At 65.7% G+C, this 17,899-nt stretch carries 13 protein-coding genes; all 13 read left to right on the forward strand.

The window, feature by feature from the left end; all coding sequences use genetic code 11:
• Positions 1-20 precede the first annotated feature (20 nt).
• On the forward strand, positions 21-1,958 hold the full coding sequence (locus ACLMAL_RS05835) for a glycosyltransferase (RefSeq protein ID WP_411998125.1): 1,938 nt from the start codon (positions 21-23) through the stop codon (positions 1,956-1,958).
• An 89-nt stretch (positions 1,959-2,047) separates the two neighbouring features.
• Positions 2,048-2,587 carry a phosphatase PAP2 family protein gene (locus ACLMAL_RS05840; protein ID WP_411998150.1) on the forward strand — a complete coding sequence of 180 codons (540 nt, stop codon included), beginning with the start codon at positions 2,048-2,050 and terminating at the stop codon, positions 2,585-2,587.
• 1 nt (position 2,588) lies between these two features.
• Entirely contained in the window at positions 2,589-3,515 is a 927-nt protein-coding gene (locus ACLMAL_RS05845; protein WP_328408017.1) for a decaprenyl-phosphate phosphoribosyltransferase, read from the forward strand.
• 4 nt (positions 3,516-3,519) lie between these two features.
• Complete coding sequence (zomB, locus tag ACLMAL_RS05850) at positions 3,520-5,475, forward strand: flagellar motor control protein ZomB (RefSeq protein WP_411998151.1); 1,956 nt, start codon at positions 3,520-3,522, stop codon at positions 5,473-5,475.
• 235 nt (positions 5,476-5,710) lie between these two features.
• Entirely contained in the window at positions 5,711-6,802 is a 1,092-nt protein-coding gene (locus tag ACLMAL_RS05855) for an alpha/beta hydrolase (protein WP_411998126.1), read from the forward strand.
• Positions 6,803-7,126: 324 nt separating this feature from the next.
• Positions 7,127-8,188, forward strand: a complete 1,062-nt coding sequence (locus ACLMAL_RS05860) for an alpha/beta hydrolase (protein ID WP_411998127.1) — start codon at positions 7,127-7,129, stop codon at positions 8,186-8,188.
• Between the two features lie 351 nt (positions 8,189-8,539).
• The gene (locus ACLMAL_RS05865) at positions 8,540-9,583 is read left to right on the forward strand and encodes an alpha/beta hydrolase (RefSeq protein WP_411998128.1); all 1,044 of its coding nucleotides are present in this window, start codon (positions 8,540-8,542) and stop codon (positions 9,581-9,583) included.
• Between the two features lie 281 nt (positions 9,584-9,864).
• Complete coding sequence (locus tag ACLMAL_RS05870) at positions 9,865-10,899, forward strand: alpha/beta hydrolase family protein (protein WP_328408025.1); 1,035 nt, start codon at positions 9,865-9,867, stop codon at positions 10,897-10,899.
• Between the two features lie 263 nt (positions 10,900-11,162).
• Positions 11,163-12,935 (forward strand): alpha/beta hydrolase-fold protein, encoded by a 1,773-nt coding sequence (locus tag ACLMAL_RS05875; RefSeq protein ID WP_411998152.1) that lies wholly within the window; start codon positions 11,163-11,165, stop codon positions 12,933-12,935.
• Between the two features lie 102 nt (positions 12,936-13,037).
• Positions 13,038-13,574: a DUF732 domain-containing protein gene (locus ACLMAL_RS05880; RefSeq protein ID WP_411998129.1), complete on the forward strand. Its 537-nt coding sequence runs from the start codon at positions 13,038-13,040 to the stop codon at positions 13,572-13,574.
• Between the two features lie 14 nt (positions 13,575-13,588).
• The gene (locus ACLMAL_RS05885; protein WP_411998153.1) at positions 13,589-14,563 is read left to right on the forward strand and encodes a cutinase family protein; all 975 of its coding nucleotides are present in this window, start codon (positions 13,589-13,591) and stop codon (positions 14,561-14,563) included.
• Positions 14,564-14,757: 194 nt separating this feature from the next.
• On the forward strand, positions 14,758-15,777 hold the full coding sequence (locus ACLMAL_RS05890) for an LLM class F420-dependent oxidoreductase (RefSeq protein ID WP_328408029.1): 1,020 nt from the start codon (positions 14,758-14,760) through the stop codon (positions 15,775-15,777).
• Positions 15,778-15,970: 193 nt separating this feature from the next.
• Positions 15,971-17,884: a long-chain-fatty-acid--AMP ligase FadD32 gene (fadD32, locus tag ACLMAL_RS05895; RefSeq protein WP_411998130.1), complete on the forward strand. Its 1,914-nt coding sequence runs from the start codon at positions 15,971-15,973 to the stop codon at positions 17,882-17,884.
• The last annotated feature ends 15 nt before the right edge of the window (positions 17,885-17,899 follow it).

A 17,899-nucleotide genomic window follows, 5' to 3' on the forward strand; every position in this document is an offset into this window, starting at 1 on the left:
ACTGAGACCGAAAGTAACGGATGACCTCCCAGTCGATCTTGGAAGATATGACCACCGAAACCCGCGCGAAGTCGCTGCTGCAGCGCATCATCCTGCCCAGGCCGGGTGAGCCGCTGGACGTGCGCACGCTCTACGTCGAGGAGTCGGCGACCAACGCACGGCGCGCGCACGCCGCCACTCGCACCTCGCTGTCGGTCGGCGCGGAATCGGAGGTGTCGTTCTGCACCTACTTCAACGCACTGCCTGCGAGCTACTGGCGGCGCTGGAGCATCCTGGAATCGGTGGTGCTGCGGCTGGAGCTGGCCGGACACGGCCGCGTCGACGTCTACCGCTCGAAGGCGGACGGCTCGCGAATCCACGTGCAGGGCAAGGAGTTCGCCGTCGCGCCCGGCACCGAATCGGTGCACGTCGAGTTCGAGACCGATCTCGGCCCGTTCGAGGACGGCGGCTGGATCTGGTTCGACATCACCACCGACACGGCGGTCACGCTGCTGGCGGGCGGCTGGTACGCCCCGATCGAAGCGCCGGGCGACGGCAGCATCGCGGTCGGCATGCCCACCTTCAACCGGCCGACCGATGCGGTGAAAACCCTCGGCGCCCTCGGGTCCGATCCACTGGTGCTCGAGAAGATCAAGGCCGTCATCATCCCTGATCAGGGCACCCGCAAGGTGGTCGACGAGCCCGGCTTCACCGAGGCCGCCGCGGTGCTCGGCGACCGGCTCGCCATCTACAACCAGCCCAACCTCGGCGGCTCGGGCGGCTACAGCCGGGTGATGTACGAGGCGCTGAAGACCACCGACGCCCAGTACATCGTCTACATGGACGACGACATCGAGATCGAGCCCGACTCGATCCTGCGCGCACTGGCCTTCGCCCGTTTCGCCAAGTCACCGGTCCTGGTCGGCGGGCAGATGCTCAACCTGCAGGAGCGCTCGCACCTGCATGTCATGGGCGAGGTCGTCGACCGCGGCATCTTCATGTGGACTGCGGCGCCGAATGTCGAGTACGACCACGACTTCTCGAAGTACCCGCTGAAGGACCGCGACAACTCCAAGCTGCTGCACCGACGCATCGACGTCGACTTCAACGGCTGGTGGACCTGTGTTATCCCGCGGCAGGTCGCCGAGGAGCTCGGTCAGCCGCTGCCGCTGTTCCTCAAGTGGGACGACGCCGAATACGGTCTGCGTGCTCGTGCCGCCGGGTACCCGACGGTCACCCTGCCCGGCGCCGCCGTCTGGCATATGGCCTGGAGCGACAAGGACGACGCCATCGATTGGCAGGCGTACTTCCACCTGCGCAACCGCCTGGTCGTTGCCTCGCTGCACCTGCCGGGCAATGGGCGCGCCATGGTGGTGAACACGGTCAAGGCGACCATGAAACACCTGCTGTGCCTGGAGTATTCGACGGTCGCGATCCAGAACCTGGCGATTCGCGACTTCCTCGCGGGCCCGGAGCGGCTGTTCCAGCTGCTGCCGAGCGCCCTCGGCGCGGTGCACGAGCTGCGCAGGCAATACCCCGACGCGGTGATCCTGCCCTCGTCCACCGAACTGCCGCTGGCCAGCCACATCGGTGTCGGCGCGGTCGGCGAACCTGCCAACCCGATCGCCAAGGTGGTCCGGCTCGCCAAGGGACTCGTGCACAGCGTGCGGCCCGCCCAGCCCGAGCACCACGAGCGTCCGCAGCTGAATGTGCCGACCCTGGACGCGCGGTGGTTCCTGCTCTCGCAGGTCGACGGCGTCACGGTCACCACCGCCGACGGCCGCGGCGTCGTCTACCGCAAGCGCGATCCACGGCAGGCCCTCGGCCTGTTCAAGGAGGCCATGCGGCTGCGCAAGGAGCTGGCCGCGCGCTTCCCGGAGATGCAGGAGCGCTACCGCGCTGCCCATCCGCAGTTGACCAGCACCGCCGCGTGGGAGAACGCCTTCGGTATCGGCGACACGAAAGGCACGCAGCAGTGAGCATCGGAGCAAGTGACAGCGCGGCGGTGAACGAGGCGTTGCGCAGCACGAACGGGCACGCGGCCCATGGCGTCGCGCCCGAAACCGCGATCGCGCCGGCACCGCCCGAGGTCGCCATCCTCAATGCGGTGCAGTTGGCGATCGGCGGCAACCCCGCGGTCGTCAAGGCGGCCCGCGGCATGTCGCACTTCGGTGAGCACGCGCTCGGCTGGGTCGGCATCGCCGCCGTCGGCTGGCTCGCGGACAAACCACGGCGTCGGCAGTGGGCGGGGGTCGCGGTCGGTGCGGTCGGTGCGCACGCCGCGTCCATCGTGATCAAGCGGATCGTCAGGCGTCCTCGTCCGAACGACCCATCGGTGCAGGTCAACGTCTCCACGCCGAGCAAATTGAGCTTCCCGTCCTCGCACGCGACCTCAACCACGGCGGCGGCGGTGTTGCTCGGGAAACTGACCGGGCTACCCTTGCCTGCGGTGCTCGTTCCACCGATGTTGCTCTCCCGGGTCGTGCTCGGGGTGCACTATCCCTCCGACGTGCTCGCCGGATCCGCGCTCGGTGCCGCGTCCGCCGCTGTAGTGCTTGCCGCCGAAAAGAGACTCGATAGTGACCGGACAAGAAAGAGCCTTGGTTGACATGAGTGAAGAGCCGACCAGCGCCGACCTAGCCGAGGCTGTTGTCAAAGGCCCGCCCAAGACGCTGGCCGGCGGGTTGATCAAGGCCGTTCGCCCGCGACAGTGGGTGAAGAACGTTCTCGTGCTCGCCGCGCCGCTGGCCGCGGGCTCGGCTACCGAGGTGGACGTGCTCGCCCCCGTCGGAATCGCCTTCGTGGTGTTCTGCATGGCGGCGTCGGGCATCTACCTCGTCAACGACGCGCTCGATGTGGAAGCCGACCGGGCCCACCCGACCAAGCGGTTCCGGCCGATCGCCGCGGGTGTGGTTCCGGTGAACCTGGCCTACATGCTGGCCGCAGTGCTGCTCGTCGCGTCGATCGCGGGATCGTTCCTCGCGTCGTGGCATCTCGCCGTCGTGATGGCGGTCTACATCGGTATCCAGCTGGCTTACTGCCTCGGCCTCAAGCATCAGGCCGTGCTGGACATCTGCATCGTGTCCTCGGGCTTCCTGCTGCGCGCCGTCGCCGGTGGCGCGGCCGCGGATATTGATCTGTCGCAATGGTTCCTGCTGATCATGGCGTTCGGTTCGCTGTTCATGGCGGCGGGCAAGCGCTACGCCGAACTGCAGATCGCACTGGGCACGGGCGCCAAGATCCGCAAGTCGCTCGAGTACTACACGCCGACCTATCTGCGCTTCATCTGGACTCTCGCTGCGACAGCGGTGGTGGTGTTCTACGGCCTCTGGGCGTTCCAACAGGACAGCCTCAAGCACACCAACTGGTTCGCCATCTCGATGGTTCCGTTTACCATCGCAATCCTGCGTTATGCGGTCGACGTCGATGGCGGCGAGGCCGGTGAACCCGAAGAGATCGCGCTGGGGGACCGCATCCTCCAGTTCCTCGCAATCGCCTGGATCGGAGCGGTAGGTGTCGCTGTCTATCTCACCTGACGAGATGTTGGTCGAGGGAGCGGAGCGAACGGAATACGCAAGCGAGGAGCCGGCCGAAGGGCCGGCTCGCTCGGCCTTGCGGCACGCGCAGCTATCCCGAGCCATCTTCGTCGGTGGGATGGCGCTCACTGTTGTCCTGTTCGCGACCGGCGCCTGGCAACGGCGCTGGATCGCCGACGACGGCCTGATCGTGCTGCGCACGGTGCGAAACCTGTTGGCAGGCAACGGACCGGTCTTCAACGAGGGCGAACGCGTCGAAACCAACACCAGCACGGCGTGGACCTATCTGGTCTGGTTCTTCAGCTGGCTCACCCAGGCCAGGCTCGAGTACGTGGTGCTCGGTGTAGCGCTGACGGTGTCGATGGCCGCGATCGTGTTCGCCATGCTCGGTACGGCACGGTTGTGGGGCGGCACCAAATCCGCGCTGCTGCTGCCCGCGGGCGTGCTTGTCTACATCGCGCTGCCGCCTGCCCGCGACTACGCCTCCTCCGGACTGGAGAGCGGTCTGGTCATCTGCTGGCTCGGCCTGCTGTGGTGGCTGATGATCCGGTGGAGCCAGGCCGAGCGGGTTCGGCTGCCCGGCTTGTTCGGACTGGTGTTCCTCGCCGGACTCGCGCCGCTGATTCGTCCCGAGATGACCCTGGTCGGCGGACTGGCGCTGGCAATGATCTTCTGTGCGCCGGTGCCACAGACTCGGCTGCGTCCGATTGTGCTGCGGGCGTTGATCGTTGCGGCCGCCGGGATCGTCCCGCTCGGCTACCAGGTCTGGCGGATGGGCTACTACGGCCTGCCCTACCCGAACACCGCCGTCGCCAAGGACGCGGGCGGCGCGAAGTGGGGACAGGGCTTCAAATACTTGTGGGACCTGGTCGGTCCTTATTACCTGTGGGTTCCGCTGTTGGTGCTGCTCGCCGCGGGCGTCGTCGCGGCGCGCACCGCGACTGCCGTCGCGCCGGCACCGGCCGGTCGGCCCACCACTGCCGACGAGCAGCGCGGCTGGACCGTCGACCGCGTGCGTGCATGGCTGCGCTCGCCGAGCGCGGTGGTCACGCTCATGCTCGGCAGCGGATTCATCCTGACCGTGTACGCGCTGCGCGTCGGTGGTGACTTCATGCACGGCCGGATGCTGTTGCCGCAGCTGTTCTGCCTGTTGCTGCCGGTCGCGGTGGTGCCGATCCGGCTGCCGGAGGGCGGTCTGCGGTCGATGTCGGCCACCGACTGGTCGTTCGCGGTGATCGGGTTCGCATTGATCGGCACCGCGGGCTGGGCGCTGTTCGCCGCCAACACCACGGCCATCAAGACCGGCACCAAGATCAGCTCCTCGGGCATCGTCGACGAGCGCGTCTACTACGTGCTCAACACCGGCCACGATCATCCGATCCTGGCCGAGGACTACCTCGACTACCCGCGCATTCGGCCGATGGTCAACGACATCGCGGCCACCCCTGACGGCGGCCTGCTGCTGAACTCGCCGTCGTTCATGTTCTGGTACGTCGCACCACCGCCGCAGCCGATCCCCGAGGGCGGTGCCGGACACACGGTCTACTTCCTGAACCTGGGCATGACCAGCATGAACGTCCCGCTGAACGTGCGCGTGATCGACCAGATGGGCCTCGCCTATCCGCTGGCCGCGCACACCGACCGGTTGACCGACGGCCGCATCGGGCACGACAAGGCGCTGTATCCGGACTGGGTCATCGTGGACACCGGCGTGGTGGACAGGAAGCCGTGGATGCCGTGGTTCCTCGACGAGAAATGGGTCACCCAGGCTCGCACGGCGATGAAGTGCCCGGACACCGAGGCGCTGGCGATCTCCTACCATGATCCGCTCACGTGGGACCGCTTCAAGCACAACCTGCTGCATGCGCTGAAGTTCGCGAAGTACCGGATAGATCGGGTGCCGAAGTACGAGATCCAACGCTGCGATCTGGTCGATCCCTTCCCACAACCGCCGCGGTGATCATATTCTCGTAGTCACACTGAGCCCACGGATCACCGTGGGCTCAGTAGTTTCATGGGAGGATGCCGATAGAGTGGCGTACGCCGCTTTATCACTTTTTGATAACGCTCATGCATCGATGACGCGTTAGGCTGCGACGGCACGCCCGCCGGTGGCGTTCCCTCGCGATGGGTGAAAACCGGCGGTCACCGTAAATCGATCGGAATTCGGTCGGACGAAGAAAGGGTCCAAACAGATGCGAGGCGTTATCGGGCGTAAGGCCGAAAGTGGACGTCTGAGGTCCCGGATAGCCGGTTCGTGGTTCAAGCGGTCGGTGCTGATGTCGCTGGCCGTTTTGCTACCGCTCGGGGTGTCGGTGGCAGGACCTGGCGCCACCGCGTCGGCAGCGTTCAATCCCGACGCGTTCGACTTCTGGGTCGACTCGTCGATGGGGCCGATCAAGTCGCGGATCTTCCGCGCGGCGGACGGCAACACCGGACGCGTGGTGTACGCGCTGGACGGCATGCGGGCCCGCGGCGACATCAACGGCTGGGAGGCCGAGACCGAGATCGCCCGCGAGCTCACCAAGTGGAACATCAACGTCGTCATGCCGGTCGGCGGACCGTCCAGCTTCTACGCGGACTGGAACGCGCCGGGCAACTTCCTCGGCCTCAACACCGGTTCGTCGGGGTCGGCCAACGGCTCCTCGTCGGGTTCCGCGATGACGGGTTCCTCGGGCTGGAACGAGACGCTGGGCAAGGACAACACCTACAAGTGGGAATCGTTCCTCACCAACAACCTGCGTTGGGCGCTGCGGGACCGGCTCGGATTCAACCCGAACGGCAACGGCATCTTCGGCTTGTCCATGGGCGGCAGTGCCGCGCTGACACTGGCCGCCTACCACCCGGACCAGTTCCGGTACGCGGGTTCGTACTCGGGCTACCTGAACATCTCCGCGCCGGGTATGCGTGAAGCGCTGCGTGTGGCCATGATCAGTGCCGGTGGCTACAACATCGACGCGATGGCGCCGCCGTGGGGCCCGCAGTGGCTGCGGATGGACCCGTTCGTCTTCGCGCCGCGACTGATCGCGAACGGCACCAGGGTGTGGGTCGCCGCCGGTAGCGCGCTGCCGGGTCCCGCCGACGCGACATCGCCGCTGGATATCCTGCAGGGCACTCCGCTCGAGGCGCTCGCGTTGGTCAACACCAGGGCCTTCCAGGTCCGCATGATGAGCCTCGGTGCGCAGAATGTCACCTACAGCTTCCCTTCGGTCGGTATCCATAACTGGCGCAACTGGGAGTCCGAGGTCTACCGGATGATTCCGGATCTCTCGGCCAACATCGGGTGAATCATGAGCCCGGCTTTGTAGAGCCGGGACGCGGTGAAACCGGCCGCCTGGTGCGCATGCACCAGGCGGCCTTTTTCGTTATCCGAAACAGGGCGTCCCCAGCCCCCTTGACAACGAATGTGCACCGACGAACGCTGCACTTCTTGTGGCTTGAATCACTTTCCAGCAACATAGAAGCATTCGCTTGCGATTGATACACGGAGAACATGCACGCAGGTGGAAACGTCCGTTTTATGGAGTTTCCCAGCCTGAATGCCCGATGAGGGGGCTGGTCGAGATTGCTAATCATTTGCCGACCGCCTTCTGAATGAAAGGTCGAGAGGAATGCGAAGTCCGCGCTGGAAACGTAGGCCCGATAGCTCTGCAGCCCCGGGTTCCCGGTTGCGCAAGTGGGCTGTCGGAGTAACGGTCGCCCTGCTCATGCCGCTGGGGATCACCATTGCAGGCAGCGGCGCAACAGCATCGGCAGCATTCAATCCCGCCGCGTTCGATTTCTGGGTCGACTCCGGCATGGGTCCGATCAAGACCAGGGTCCTGCGCGCCGCGGACGGCAACACCAACCGCGTCGTCTATGTGCTCGACGGCATGCGGGCCCGCGAGGACCTGAACGGCTGGGAGATCGAAACCAACATCGCCGAGATGCTGGCGAGTAACAACATCAACGTGGTCATGCCGGTCGGTGGCCAGTCGAGCTGGTATGCCGACTGGAACGCGCCGAGCGAATTCTTCGGCGTTCCCGCGGGCGCTGGTTCGTCCTCCGGCTCGGGTGCCATGAATGTGCTCTCCGGCGGCCCCGGCAAAAGCTACCGGTACCAGTGGGAGTCCTTCCTGACCGACAACCTGCGCAGGGCGCTGCGGGACCGGCTCGGCTTCAACCCGAACCGCAACGGCGTCTTCGGCCTGTCGACCGGTGGCAGCGCGGCACTGACACTGGCCGCCTACCACCCGGATCAGTTCAGCTTCGCCGGCTCGTTCTCGGGCTACCTGAACAACTCCGCGCCCGGCATGCGTGAGGTCATCCGGGCCGGCATGATCGACGCCGGCGGCTACAACGTGGACTCGATGGCGCCGCCGTGGGGTCCGCAGTGGCTGCGGATGGACCCGTTCGTCTTCGCGCCGCGACTGATCGGCAACGGGACCCGACTGTGGATCGCCGCGGGCAGCGGCAGGCCGGGCGCAACCGACACGCCGAGCTTCAACACCCTCACCGGCATGGGGCTGGAGAGCTTGGCGTTGATCAATACGCGAGCCTTCCAAGTGCGGATGGCAGCACTCGGCGCATCCAACGCCGTCTATTCCTTCCCGGAATTCGGCATCCATGCGTGGAACAACTGGCAGGACGAGGTCTACCGGATGACTCCCGACCTGTCGGCGAACATCGGCTGACGTGCACCACAACGGACCGCCCGGCACCCCTTCGGCGCCGGGCGGTCCGTTTGTATTTGCCCGAATAATTGCCTGTGTGCATGGTGTTCGCTGATTGGTTGCTGTCGGAAGAATTTCGGTGCTGTAGTACTCCTTGCGACGCTGACCGCACGTTGGTTCGGCAAATCTCTGGTTTTTTATCACGATCCGGTATCGCAGTGCGTTTTAACCGGGATCAGCTTCGAATAGCTGCCTATGAAGAGCGGTAGCGCCACGACCTGCCCGGTGCGGAGAGTCGTCGGTGTCGAACGTCGATCCTCATGCACGACAGTTGCGGTCAACGGTGATCGCACGGGCGAAAGGTCGAATCGAATGCGATCAGGCGTGGTACGCGGAAATGTTGCCGATGAGCACGGATGCATACTCGAAGCCGACGGGCGTGGTCGTCGCCGTCGGTGGCTGCGCCGGTCCGTCGCCGGCGTGGCCTTCGCGCTCTCCCTGCCGTTCGGAATCGCAGTCACCGACTTCGCCACACCGGCTGTGGCGAGCTTCGATCCGGCCGGTCAGGATTTCTGGGTCGACTCCAACATGGGCCCGATCAAGACCAGGATCTTCCGCGCCGCCGACGGCAATACCAACCGCGTCGTCTACGCCCTCGACGGTCTGCGGGCCCGTAACGACCTCAGCGGCTGGGAAATCGACACCGACATCTCCCGGGTGCTTCCGCAGTGGAATATCAACGTTGTGATGCCGATCGGCGGGATGTCCAGCTTCTATTCGGACTGGATCGCGCCGAGCAACACCAATGGCCAGCAGCGCGCCTACGCATGGGAAACGTTCCTGACCGAGAATCTGCGCTGGGCGCTGCGTGATCGGCTCGGCTTCAATCCGAACGGCAACGGCGTATTCGGTTTGTCCATGGGCGGCAGCGCCGCGCTCGCGCTCGCCGCCTATCACCCGGATCAATTCCGGTACGCGGGCTCGTATTCGGGCTACCTGAATATCTCCGGACCCGGCATGCGGGAGGGCTTACGACTGGCCCTGCTCGACGCGGGCGGATACAACATCGACGCCATGTGGGGCCCGCCGTGGGATCCGCGCTGGCTGCGCAACGACCCGTTCATGTTCGCACCGTTGTTGCGTGCGAACGGAACTCGACTCTGGATTTCCTCCGGCAACGGCCAGAGCGGTCCGCGTGACGTAGTCAACAATCCGCTCGACGCCTACAACCTCAGCAATGCAATGACGCTGGAGACGATCGCGCTCGCCAATACGCGGGCCTTCCAGCTGCGTCTGGACTCACTCGGCCCGACGAATGTGCACTTCGACTACACGCCCATCGGCGTGCACAACTGGCCTTACTGGGCCGACCAGGTCTACAAGATGCTGCCCGACCTCAGCGCCAATCTGGGGTGAATTCCCGATCGGGGACGACATCTCCGAGCGAACGCGATAAGGTCACCGCACGATCACAGGTGTGTGTATGGGCGGATTTCGGCCACCCGGTTGCTTAGGCTTCCGGCGTCGAATATCGTCCAGCGAGCGCAAGTGTGACCAGATCGTTGTAGCGCCGTCGTTTTGCGTCGGAATGTCGGGGTCCGATGCACATGTGACGTGCGTCTCGTTCGAAGCACGGGTGCTGCCCGGCCCTCATGGGCTACCGGCGGTACCACAACAGCAGAAAGAGAGCAGGATTCATGCGTTTCGGCAGGGCGGCCGGCCCGAAGAGAAGCACGGGACGGCGAGTCACCCCTCGCGGTTGGCGTCATCGAATTCTGGCTGTCGGTGCCGCAGCACTTGCGCTACCGATTGCCGCCGGAGTGGCGGCCCCGACCGTTGCCACGGCCGCCCCGGCGCACAGCCCTGTGCTGCGCGCCCCCGCGGGTGGCTTCGAGGATCTGATGGTCCCCTCGGTCATGGGCCCGATCAAGGTTCAGGTGCAGTGGGCGGCGCGCGGCGGCAACGCGGCGCTGTATCTGCTCGACGGCCTGCGTGCTCGCGACGACCGAAATGCGTGGTCGTTCGAGACGAATGCGCTGCAGCAGTTCGGCAACGACAACATCTCGCTCATCATGCCGGTCGGCGGTCAGTCGAGCTTCTACACCGACTGGTACGCGCCGAGTAACACCAACGGCCAGAAGACCACCTACAAGTGGGAGACCTTCCTGACCAGGGAGCTCCCGGCCTTCCTCGAGGGTTACGGTGTCTCCCGCACCAACAACGCGATCGCAGGCCTGTCGATGGGCGGCAGCGCCGCGCTGGCCCTCGCCGCCTACCATCGCGATCAGTTCAAGCACGCCTCGTCCTTCTCCGGCTACCTGAACATCTCCGCGCCCGGTATGCGTGAGGCGATCCGTATCGCGATGCTGGACGCGGGCCGCTTCAACGTCGACTCGATGGCGGCGCCGTGGAGCCCGGCGTGGCTGCGGATGGATCCGTTCGTGTTCGCGCCGCAGCTCAAGGGCCTGCCGATGTACATCTCGGCGGCCAGCGGCCTCCCGGGTCAGTTCGACCGGCCGAACTCGGCGGTCGGCGCGTTCAACACCAGTAACGCCATGGCACTCGAGGCGCTGTCGCTGGTGAACACCCGCGCCTTCCAGGCTCGCCTCGCGACCCTGAGGATTCCGGCTCAGTTCGACTTCCCCGCCCAGGGCACCCACTCCTGGAAGTACTGGGAGGGTGAGCTTTTCAAGGCCCGCAACGGCATCCTGGATGCCACCGGCGGCTGGTGATCCAGCCACATAGACCGCGAACGGCGCCGTCTGCTTCCCCGACCAGGGAGCGGCGGCGCTGTTCGCGTTTCGGGTAACAGTGCCTGAATACGCGGGGCGGCGGATTAGCTTGCTACCCGCGCGTCCTACCAGGTTGACCGCCCTTCCAGGGGTAGAAAACACTTGTGGCAGGGATCAGGGGCGGCAGGGGTAGACGCGGACGCGGCGACGCCCGCCGGGCTCGTAGGCGGTTCGCGCTGCTGGCCACCGCGGTGACGCTGCCGATGGCCGCCGGGCTTTCGCCGCTGACCGCGCCCGCCACCGCGCAGCCAGAGGTCGCCGCCACCGCACCGGCAGGCGCGTCGGTGCAGAAAATGGTGTGGTTCACCGACCGGAGGGTCGCCCTGTGGATCAATTCGCCATCGATGGGCGCACCGGTCCAGGTGCAACTGCTGCTGGCCAGGGATTGGAACACCCACCCGGAGGCCAGGTTTCCGCAGCTGTTCATGCTCGACGGTCTGCGCGCCACCGACGACGAGAACGGCTGGACCAAGGAGGCGGGCGCCGCCGACTTCTATGCCGACAAGAACGTCACCGTTGTGCTGCCGGTCGGCGGACAGTCGAGCTTCTACTCCGACTGGCTGCAGCCGAACAACGGCCACAACTACAAGTGGGAAACCTTCCTGACCAAGGAACTTCCGCCGCTACTCGAGAGCCAATGGCGGGCAACGGATGTGCGTGGCATGGAGGGCCTTTCGATGGGCGGCACGGCCGCGATGTTCCTGGCCGCGCGCAACCCGAGCTTCGTCAAGTACGCCGCGTCGTATTCCGGCTTCCTCACCACGACCACCCTCGGTATGCCGCAGGCGATCCAGTTCGCCATGCGCGACGCGGGTGGGTTCGACTCCGCGGCGATGTGGGGTCCGCCGACCAGCCCGGAGTGGGAGGGTCACGACCCGTACGCGCTGGCGGACAAGCTGAAGGGGATCAGCCTGTACGTGTCCAGCGGTAGCGGTGCGATCGGGCCATTCGACCAGGCCGCCGTCATTCCAGGGGTGAGCGCCAACTTCACGGGCATGGGTCTGGAGATTCTGTCGCGGCTCACCTCGCAGAACTTCGTGACCAAGCTCAGCAAGCTGACCATCCCGGCCCAGGTGAATTACCGTCCCTCCGGCACCCACTCGTGGCCGTACTGGGATTTCGAGATGCGGCAGTCCTGGCCGCAGGCCGCCGCCGCGCTCGGCATCGACACAGACATGGCGTCTTGCCAGGCAGGCGGCGCGATTGCCGCCGTGGCCACCGCCAATGGCTGGCTCGGCGACTGCGTCACCGCCGAATACCACGTGAACGGCGGTGTGGCCCAGGACTTCCGGTCCGGCCGGGTGTTCTACTCGCCCGCGACCGGCGCGCATCCTGTCGGCGGCATGATCGGCGGCGGCTACCAGGCCGCGCTCGGTGCGGTCGGATTGCCGACCGACGACGAGCGCCCGCTGCCCGACGGCCGCGGCCGGTTCCAGGCCTTCCAGCACGGTTCGCTCTACTGGACGCCGCAGACCGGCGCCCAGATGGTGCGCGGCGCGATCCTCGACGAGTGGGGCAAGCAGGGCTTCGAGCGCGGACCGGCGGGCTATCCGACCGCGCCGGAGGTCGAGACGCCGCACCGGGACGGCTCGGTGCAGGCCTTCGAGAACGGGCCTTTCTACTACAGCCAGAAGACCGGCGTCCACCGCCTGCAGGGGCTGATCATGGGCAAGTACGCCCAGCTGGGATACGAAAACAGCTGGCTGGGCTTCCCGGCAGCCGAAGAGCTGCCGCTGAAGGACTTGGGCCGCTTCAGCAGGTTCGAGGGCGGCAGCATCTACTGGAGCCCGCTGTCGGGAGCGTGGGCGGTCCGTTCGGGTCCGATCATGGACACCTGGAAGGACGTCGGTTACGAGAACGGCAGGCTCGGGTATCCGATCAGCGACGAGTTCACGGTTCCCGGCGGTTTCCAGCAGAATTTCCAGGCCGGTTTCATCGTGGTCCGCGACGGCAAACCCGAAGTTCACGGTATCTAATTCAGACCGGTCTGTTTGCTGACCACTGCCGCCTCGTCGAAGGTTGCCGCTAGCCTGGTGGCGATCGGACCCTATTCGCGAACAGATCGAGGACACGAATTCATGCATCGGACCCGTGGAAAGGTACTCGGCGTCGCTGTGGCGCTCGCCGCCACCGGATTGCTCGCCGCATGCGGTGACAACGATTCGACGGCATCGAGCACTCCGAAGCTGACCCACACCACGACGGCTTCGCAGCCGCCTGCCACGTCGAGCAGCGCAGGTGGCGACACCGGGGCGCAGACGCCTGCTCCGGAGTCACCCCAGCAGACGCCCGCCGAGACGGTCGCCCCCGAGCGCCCGCAGCCGGTGCCGACCGATGTCGTGCCACCGGGGGACACCGCCAAGCTCACCGACAAGGACAAGAAGTTCCTCGACGCGCTGAAGGAGAAAGGCGTCAACGCTTCCAGCCCGGACATCGCGCTGAGCATCGGCACCTATGTCTGCCAGGGCGTCGCGGCAGGCGCCTCCGAGCAGGACCTGACGACCTTCGTGAACGCGATGGCCGGATCCGACCCGTCCTTCGATCCGACGAAGATGCCGGTCGAGAAGGTCGGCAAGATCTACATCGACACCGCTAAGCAGACGTACTGCCAGTGAGTGTTCGTCGAGGTATGGCCTCCCGCCGGTTGCGACCGGTGGGATGTCTGGTGCTCCTCGCGGTCGTCGCGCTGGTCATCGTTCTCGTTCTGCTGCTGTGGTACCTGCTCGCGGGCAGACTTCGCCCGCCGGGTCCGGGTCCGGGTCCGAAGCCTCCGGAGCGACCGACCTCGCAGCCTGCGAGCTGCCCGGATGTCCAGATGATCTCGGTGCCCGGCACCTGGGAGTCCAACAGCAACGACGACCCGCACAACCCGACGGCCAATCCGATCTCGTTGATGCTCAACATCTCCGGGCCGGTGCAGAGTCAGTTCCCGCCCGGCAGGCTGGATGTGTACACCGTCCCCTATGTCGCGCAGTTCTCGAATCCGATCGCGATTCCGCCGGACGGCCAGCAGTCCTACAACAACAGCCGTTCCGAGGGAGCGCAGCGGATGGTCGATGCGATGGCGAAGCGGCATCGGGAATGTCCGTTGACCACCTACGTGATCGCGGGTTTCTCGCAGGGCGCGGTCATCGGCGGCGACGTCGCCTCCCAAATCGCCGCAGGCAAGGGGCCCGTCCCCGCCGACCAGGTGCTGGGTGTGACGCTGATTGCCGATGGGCGACGGACCAACGACAACGGACCGGGGCAGCCCATCCAGATCGGGAACCCGCCACTCGGTGTCGGCGCGGAGGTCGCGTTGAAGGGTTTGACCGTGCCGGGAATCACGATGACCGGTCCGCGGCCGGGCGGCTTCGGCTCGCTGGCCGACCGCACCTTCACGATTTGCGCACCGGGCGATCTGATCTGTGACTCGCCGCGCCAGGCGTTGAACCCGCTGAATATCATCGGCAGCACAATGACGTTGATCCGCGCGGCGGGCAACCCGGTGCACAGCCTCTACAACGGTTTCGTGGTCGACAGCGAGGGAACAACCGCGACCCAATGGGCGGTGAACTGGGCGAACGGTCTGATCGAAGGGGCACCACACCCGCCGCACTCCTGAGAAGTCCACCTGTGAACAACCACATCGGCGAGGCCCGACAATAGGGCCATGCATGCCTGCATACCGAAGCCTCGTCAGTCGGACCGGAGCAGGCTGTAAAGTGCGCTGATGATCGCGACGCCGGCACTGCTGCCCCCAGGACCGGGGGCTGGCCGGCGCGCAGGCAATTTCCTTACAGCCAGGAGCATGAGTTCATGACAGAAGCCGCCGCACCGGCTGGTGAGTTGACCGCGTTGGGTACGCCGCTGCGTAACTTCCGCTTCGCGGCCGCGGGCGAAGGAAACAAGCAAGAGGGCGGTGCCCGCAAGTTCATTCAGACGGCGCAGCAGGCCGAGGAGTACGGCTTCGACACTTTCGTCGTGCCCGATCACCTCGGTGACCAGATCGGTCCGATCGCCGCGCTCGGCGCCCTGACGCAGGCTACCGAGAAGATCCGACTCGGAACGTCGGTGCTGGCCAATGGTTTCCGGCATCCTGTGGTGCTCGCCAAGGATCTCGCCACCATCGATGTGCTGTCGAAGGGCCGCCTCGAGGTCGGCGTCGGCGCGGGCTGGAAGCAGGACGAGTTCGCCGCCGCCGGGCTGCCCTACGAGACGCCCGGCATTCGGCTGGAGAAGCTCGACGAGACCTTGACCATCCTCGATGTGCTGCTGCGTGGCCAGGAATGCACCTTCGAGGGCAAGCACTACCAGGTCAACGGCATCAAGGGCACGCCGCGTCCGCGTCAGGGGCCGCGCCCGCCGATCTGCACCGGCGGTGGCGGCCCGAAGATGCTCCGGCTGGCCGCCAAGCACGCCGACATCATCTCGATCGTTCCGGTCACCACCAAGAACGGCAAAGGTCTGCTCTCGGGCATCACCATGTCCAAGACCATCGAGAAGGTGAACCTGATCCGCGAAGCCGCGGGCGATCGGTTCGCCGACATCGAGCTGAACTGGGCCATCACCGCGATCGTCATCACCGACGACCGTGAGAAGACCGCGGAAATGGCCCTTTCCGCGATCGATCGAGGCCTGCACCCCGACCTCGAGGTCGACGTGAAGCTCTCTGTCGAGGAGATTCTCGAATCGCCGTACGTGGCCATCGGCACATTCGAGGAGATTGCCGAGCAGATCCGCCGGGTGCGCGAGCTCACATCGATGTCCTACGTCGGTGTGTTCCCCACCCAGATGGACGCTTTCGCGCCGGTTATTCCACTGCTGCGGGATGAGTGAGCCGCTCTTCTCTGTAACATGACTCTGGTTTGAGAACATCTAGCCGATAGCGGTCACCGCGCAGACCGCAACAAAATCTGCAGGCTGGCTCGTTGTATGTAGAGCACCCGCGGGCGATAGCGAGTCGGGGCCTCACAGGTAACAGCGGCGATGTCGCCGTCTTGCTGCGATGTGCCTCGGAGGAGAAGAAGGAATGGAAGAGACTTTCGACGACTACCTGGACGAAACCGGGAACATCCGTATTCCCGAGGATCACACCCTGGTCGATCACGTCGAGAAGCACACTCGGAACGACGCGAACACCCTGGCCTATCGCTACATCGATTACTCGCGTGAACGTGATGGTGAAGCTCAGGAACTGACGTGGCGTGAATTCGGCATCCGGCTGCGCGCGGTGGCCGCTCGACTGCAGCAGGTGACCAACCCGGGTGACCGGGTCGCGATCCTGGCGCCGCAGGGCCTCGATTACGTGATCTCCTTCTTCGCCGCGATCTACGCGGGCACCATCTCGGTGCCGCTGTTCGACCCCGATGAGCCGGGTCACACCGACCGGCTACATGCGGTGCTCGGCGACTGTGAGCCTGCTGCCATCCTCACCGCGAGCTCCTCCGCGGCCGGGGTGCGCCAGTTCTTCCGCTCGCTGCCCGCCGCGCAGCGCCCGCGCATCATCGCCGTCGACGCGATCCCCGACAGTGTCGGCGACACCTGGGTGCGTCCCGACATCGCGATCGATGACATCGCCTACCTGCAGTACACCTCGGGTTCCACGCGGACCCCGGCCGGTGTCGAGATCACCCACCGGGCGGTCGGCACCAACCTCCTGCAGATGGTCGATGCCATCAACCTGGACTGGAATTCTCGCGGTGTCACCTGGCTGCCGCTGTTCCACGACATGGGCTTGTTGACGGTGATCTTGCCCGCGGTCGGCGGCAAATACATCACGATCATGTCGCCGAGCGCTTTCGTGCGTCGCCCCTACCGCTGGATCAAGGAACTGGCCGCCGCCTCCGACGGCGCCGGAACCTTCGCTGCCGCACCGAACTTCGCGTTCGAGCACGCCGCGGCGCGTGGTCTGCCGAAGAACGGCGAGTCCCTCGACTTGTCGAACGTGATCGGCCTGATCAACGGCAGTGAGCCGGTGACGACCTCGTCGATGAAGAAGTTCAACGACGCTTTCGCGCCGTTCGGTCTGCCCAAAACCGCGATCAAGCCCTGCTACGGCATGGCGGAGGCGACGCTGTTCGTCTCGGCGACCAAGGCCGAGGACGAGGCCAAGGTGGTCTACGTCGACCGCGACGAGCTCAATGCGGGTCGCATGGTGAAGGTCGAGCAGGGCACCGAGAATGCCATCGCTCAGGTGAGCTGTGGCTTTGTGGCGTTGTCGCAGTGGGCCGTGATCGTCGACCCGGACGCCATCGACGACGACGCAGGCCGCGAGCTGCCCGACGGCCGGGTCGGTGAGATCTGGCTGCACGGCAACAACATGGGCATCGGCTACTGGGGTCGTCCGGACGAGACCTACGCGACCTTCAAGAACAAGGTCACCCATCGCCTGCCCGAGGGCAGCCACGCCGACGGCGCCGAGGACGACGCCAACTGGATGCGCACCGGCGACTACGGCGTGTATCTCGATGGCGAGCTGTACATCACCGGTCGCGTGAAGGACCTGGTGATCGTCGACGGCCGCAACCACTACCCGCAGGATCTGGAGTTCTCCGCACAGGAGGCGAGCAAGGCGCTGCGACCGGGCTTCGTCGCCGCGTTCTCGGTGCCCGCCAACCAGCTACCTGCCGAAGTTTTCGAGCAGGGCAGCCATTCGGGCCTGCAGTTCGACGCCGACGATGCCTCCGAGCAGCTCGTCATCGTGGGTGAGCGTGGTCCGGGCGCCGGCAAGGCCGACCCGCTGCCCATCGCCGACGCGGTCCGCGCGGCGGTGTCGCAGCGCCACGGTGTGACCGTGCGTGACGTGCTGCTGGTGCCCGCGGGTTCGATCCCGCGTACCTCCAGCGGCAAGATCGCTCGGCGCGCCTGCAAGACTGCTTATCTGGAGGGAACGCTGCGCGGGGGTTACACCCAGCAGGCATTCCCCGATGCTCCGGAAGAGTAATTGCCCGCAGGGGTG

Source organism: Nocardia sp. CWNU-33, from assembly GCF_046764895.1.
Lineage (GTDB): Bacteria > Actinomycetota > Actinomycetes > Mycobacteriales > Mycobacteriaceae > Nocardia.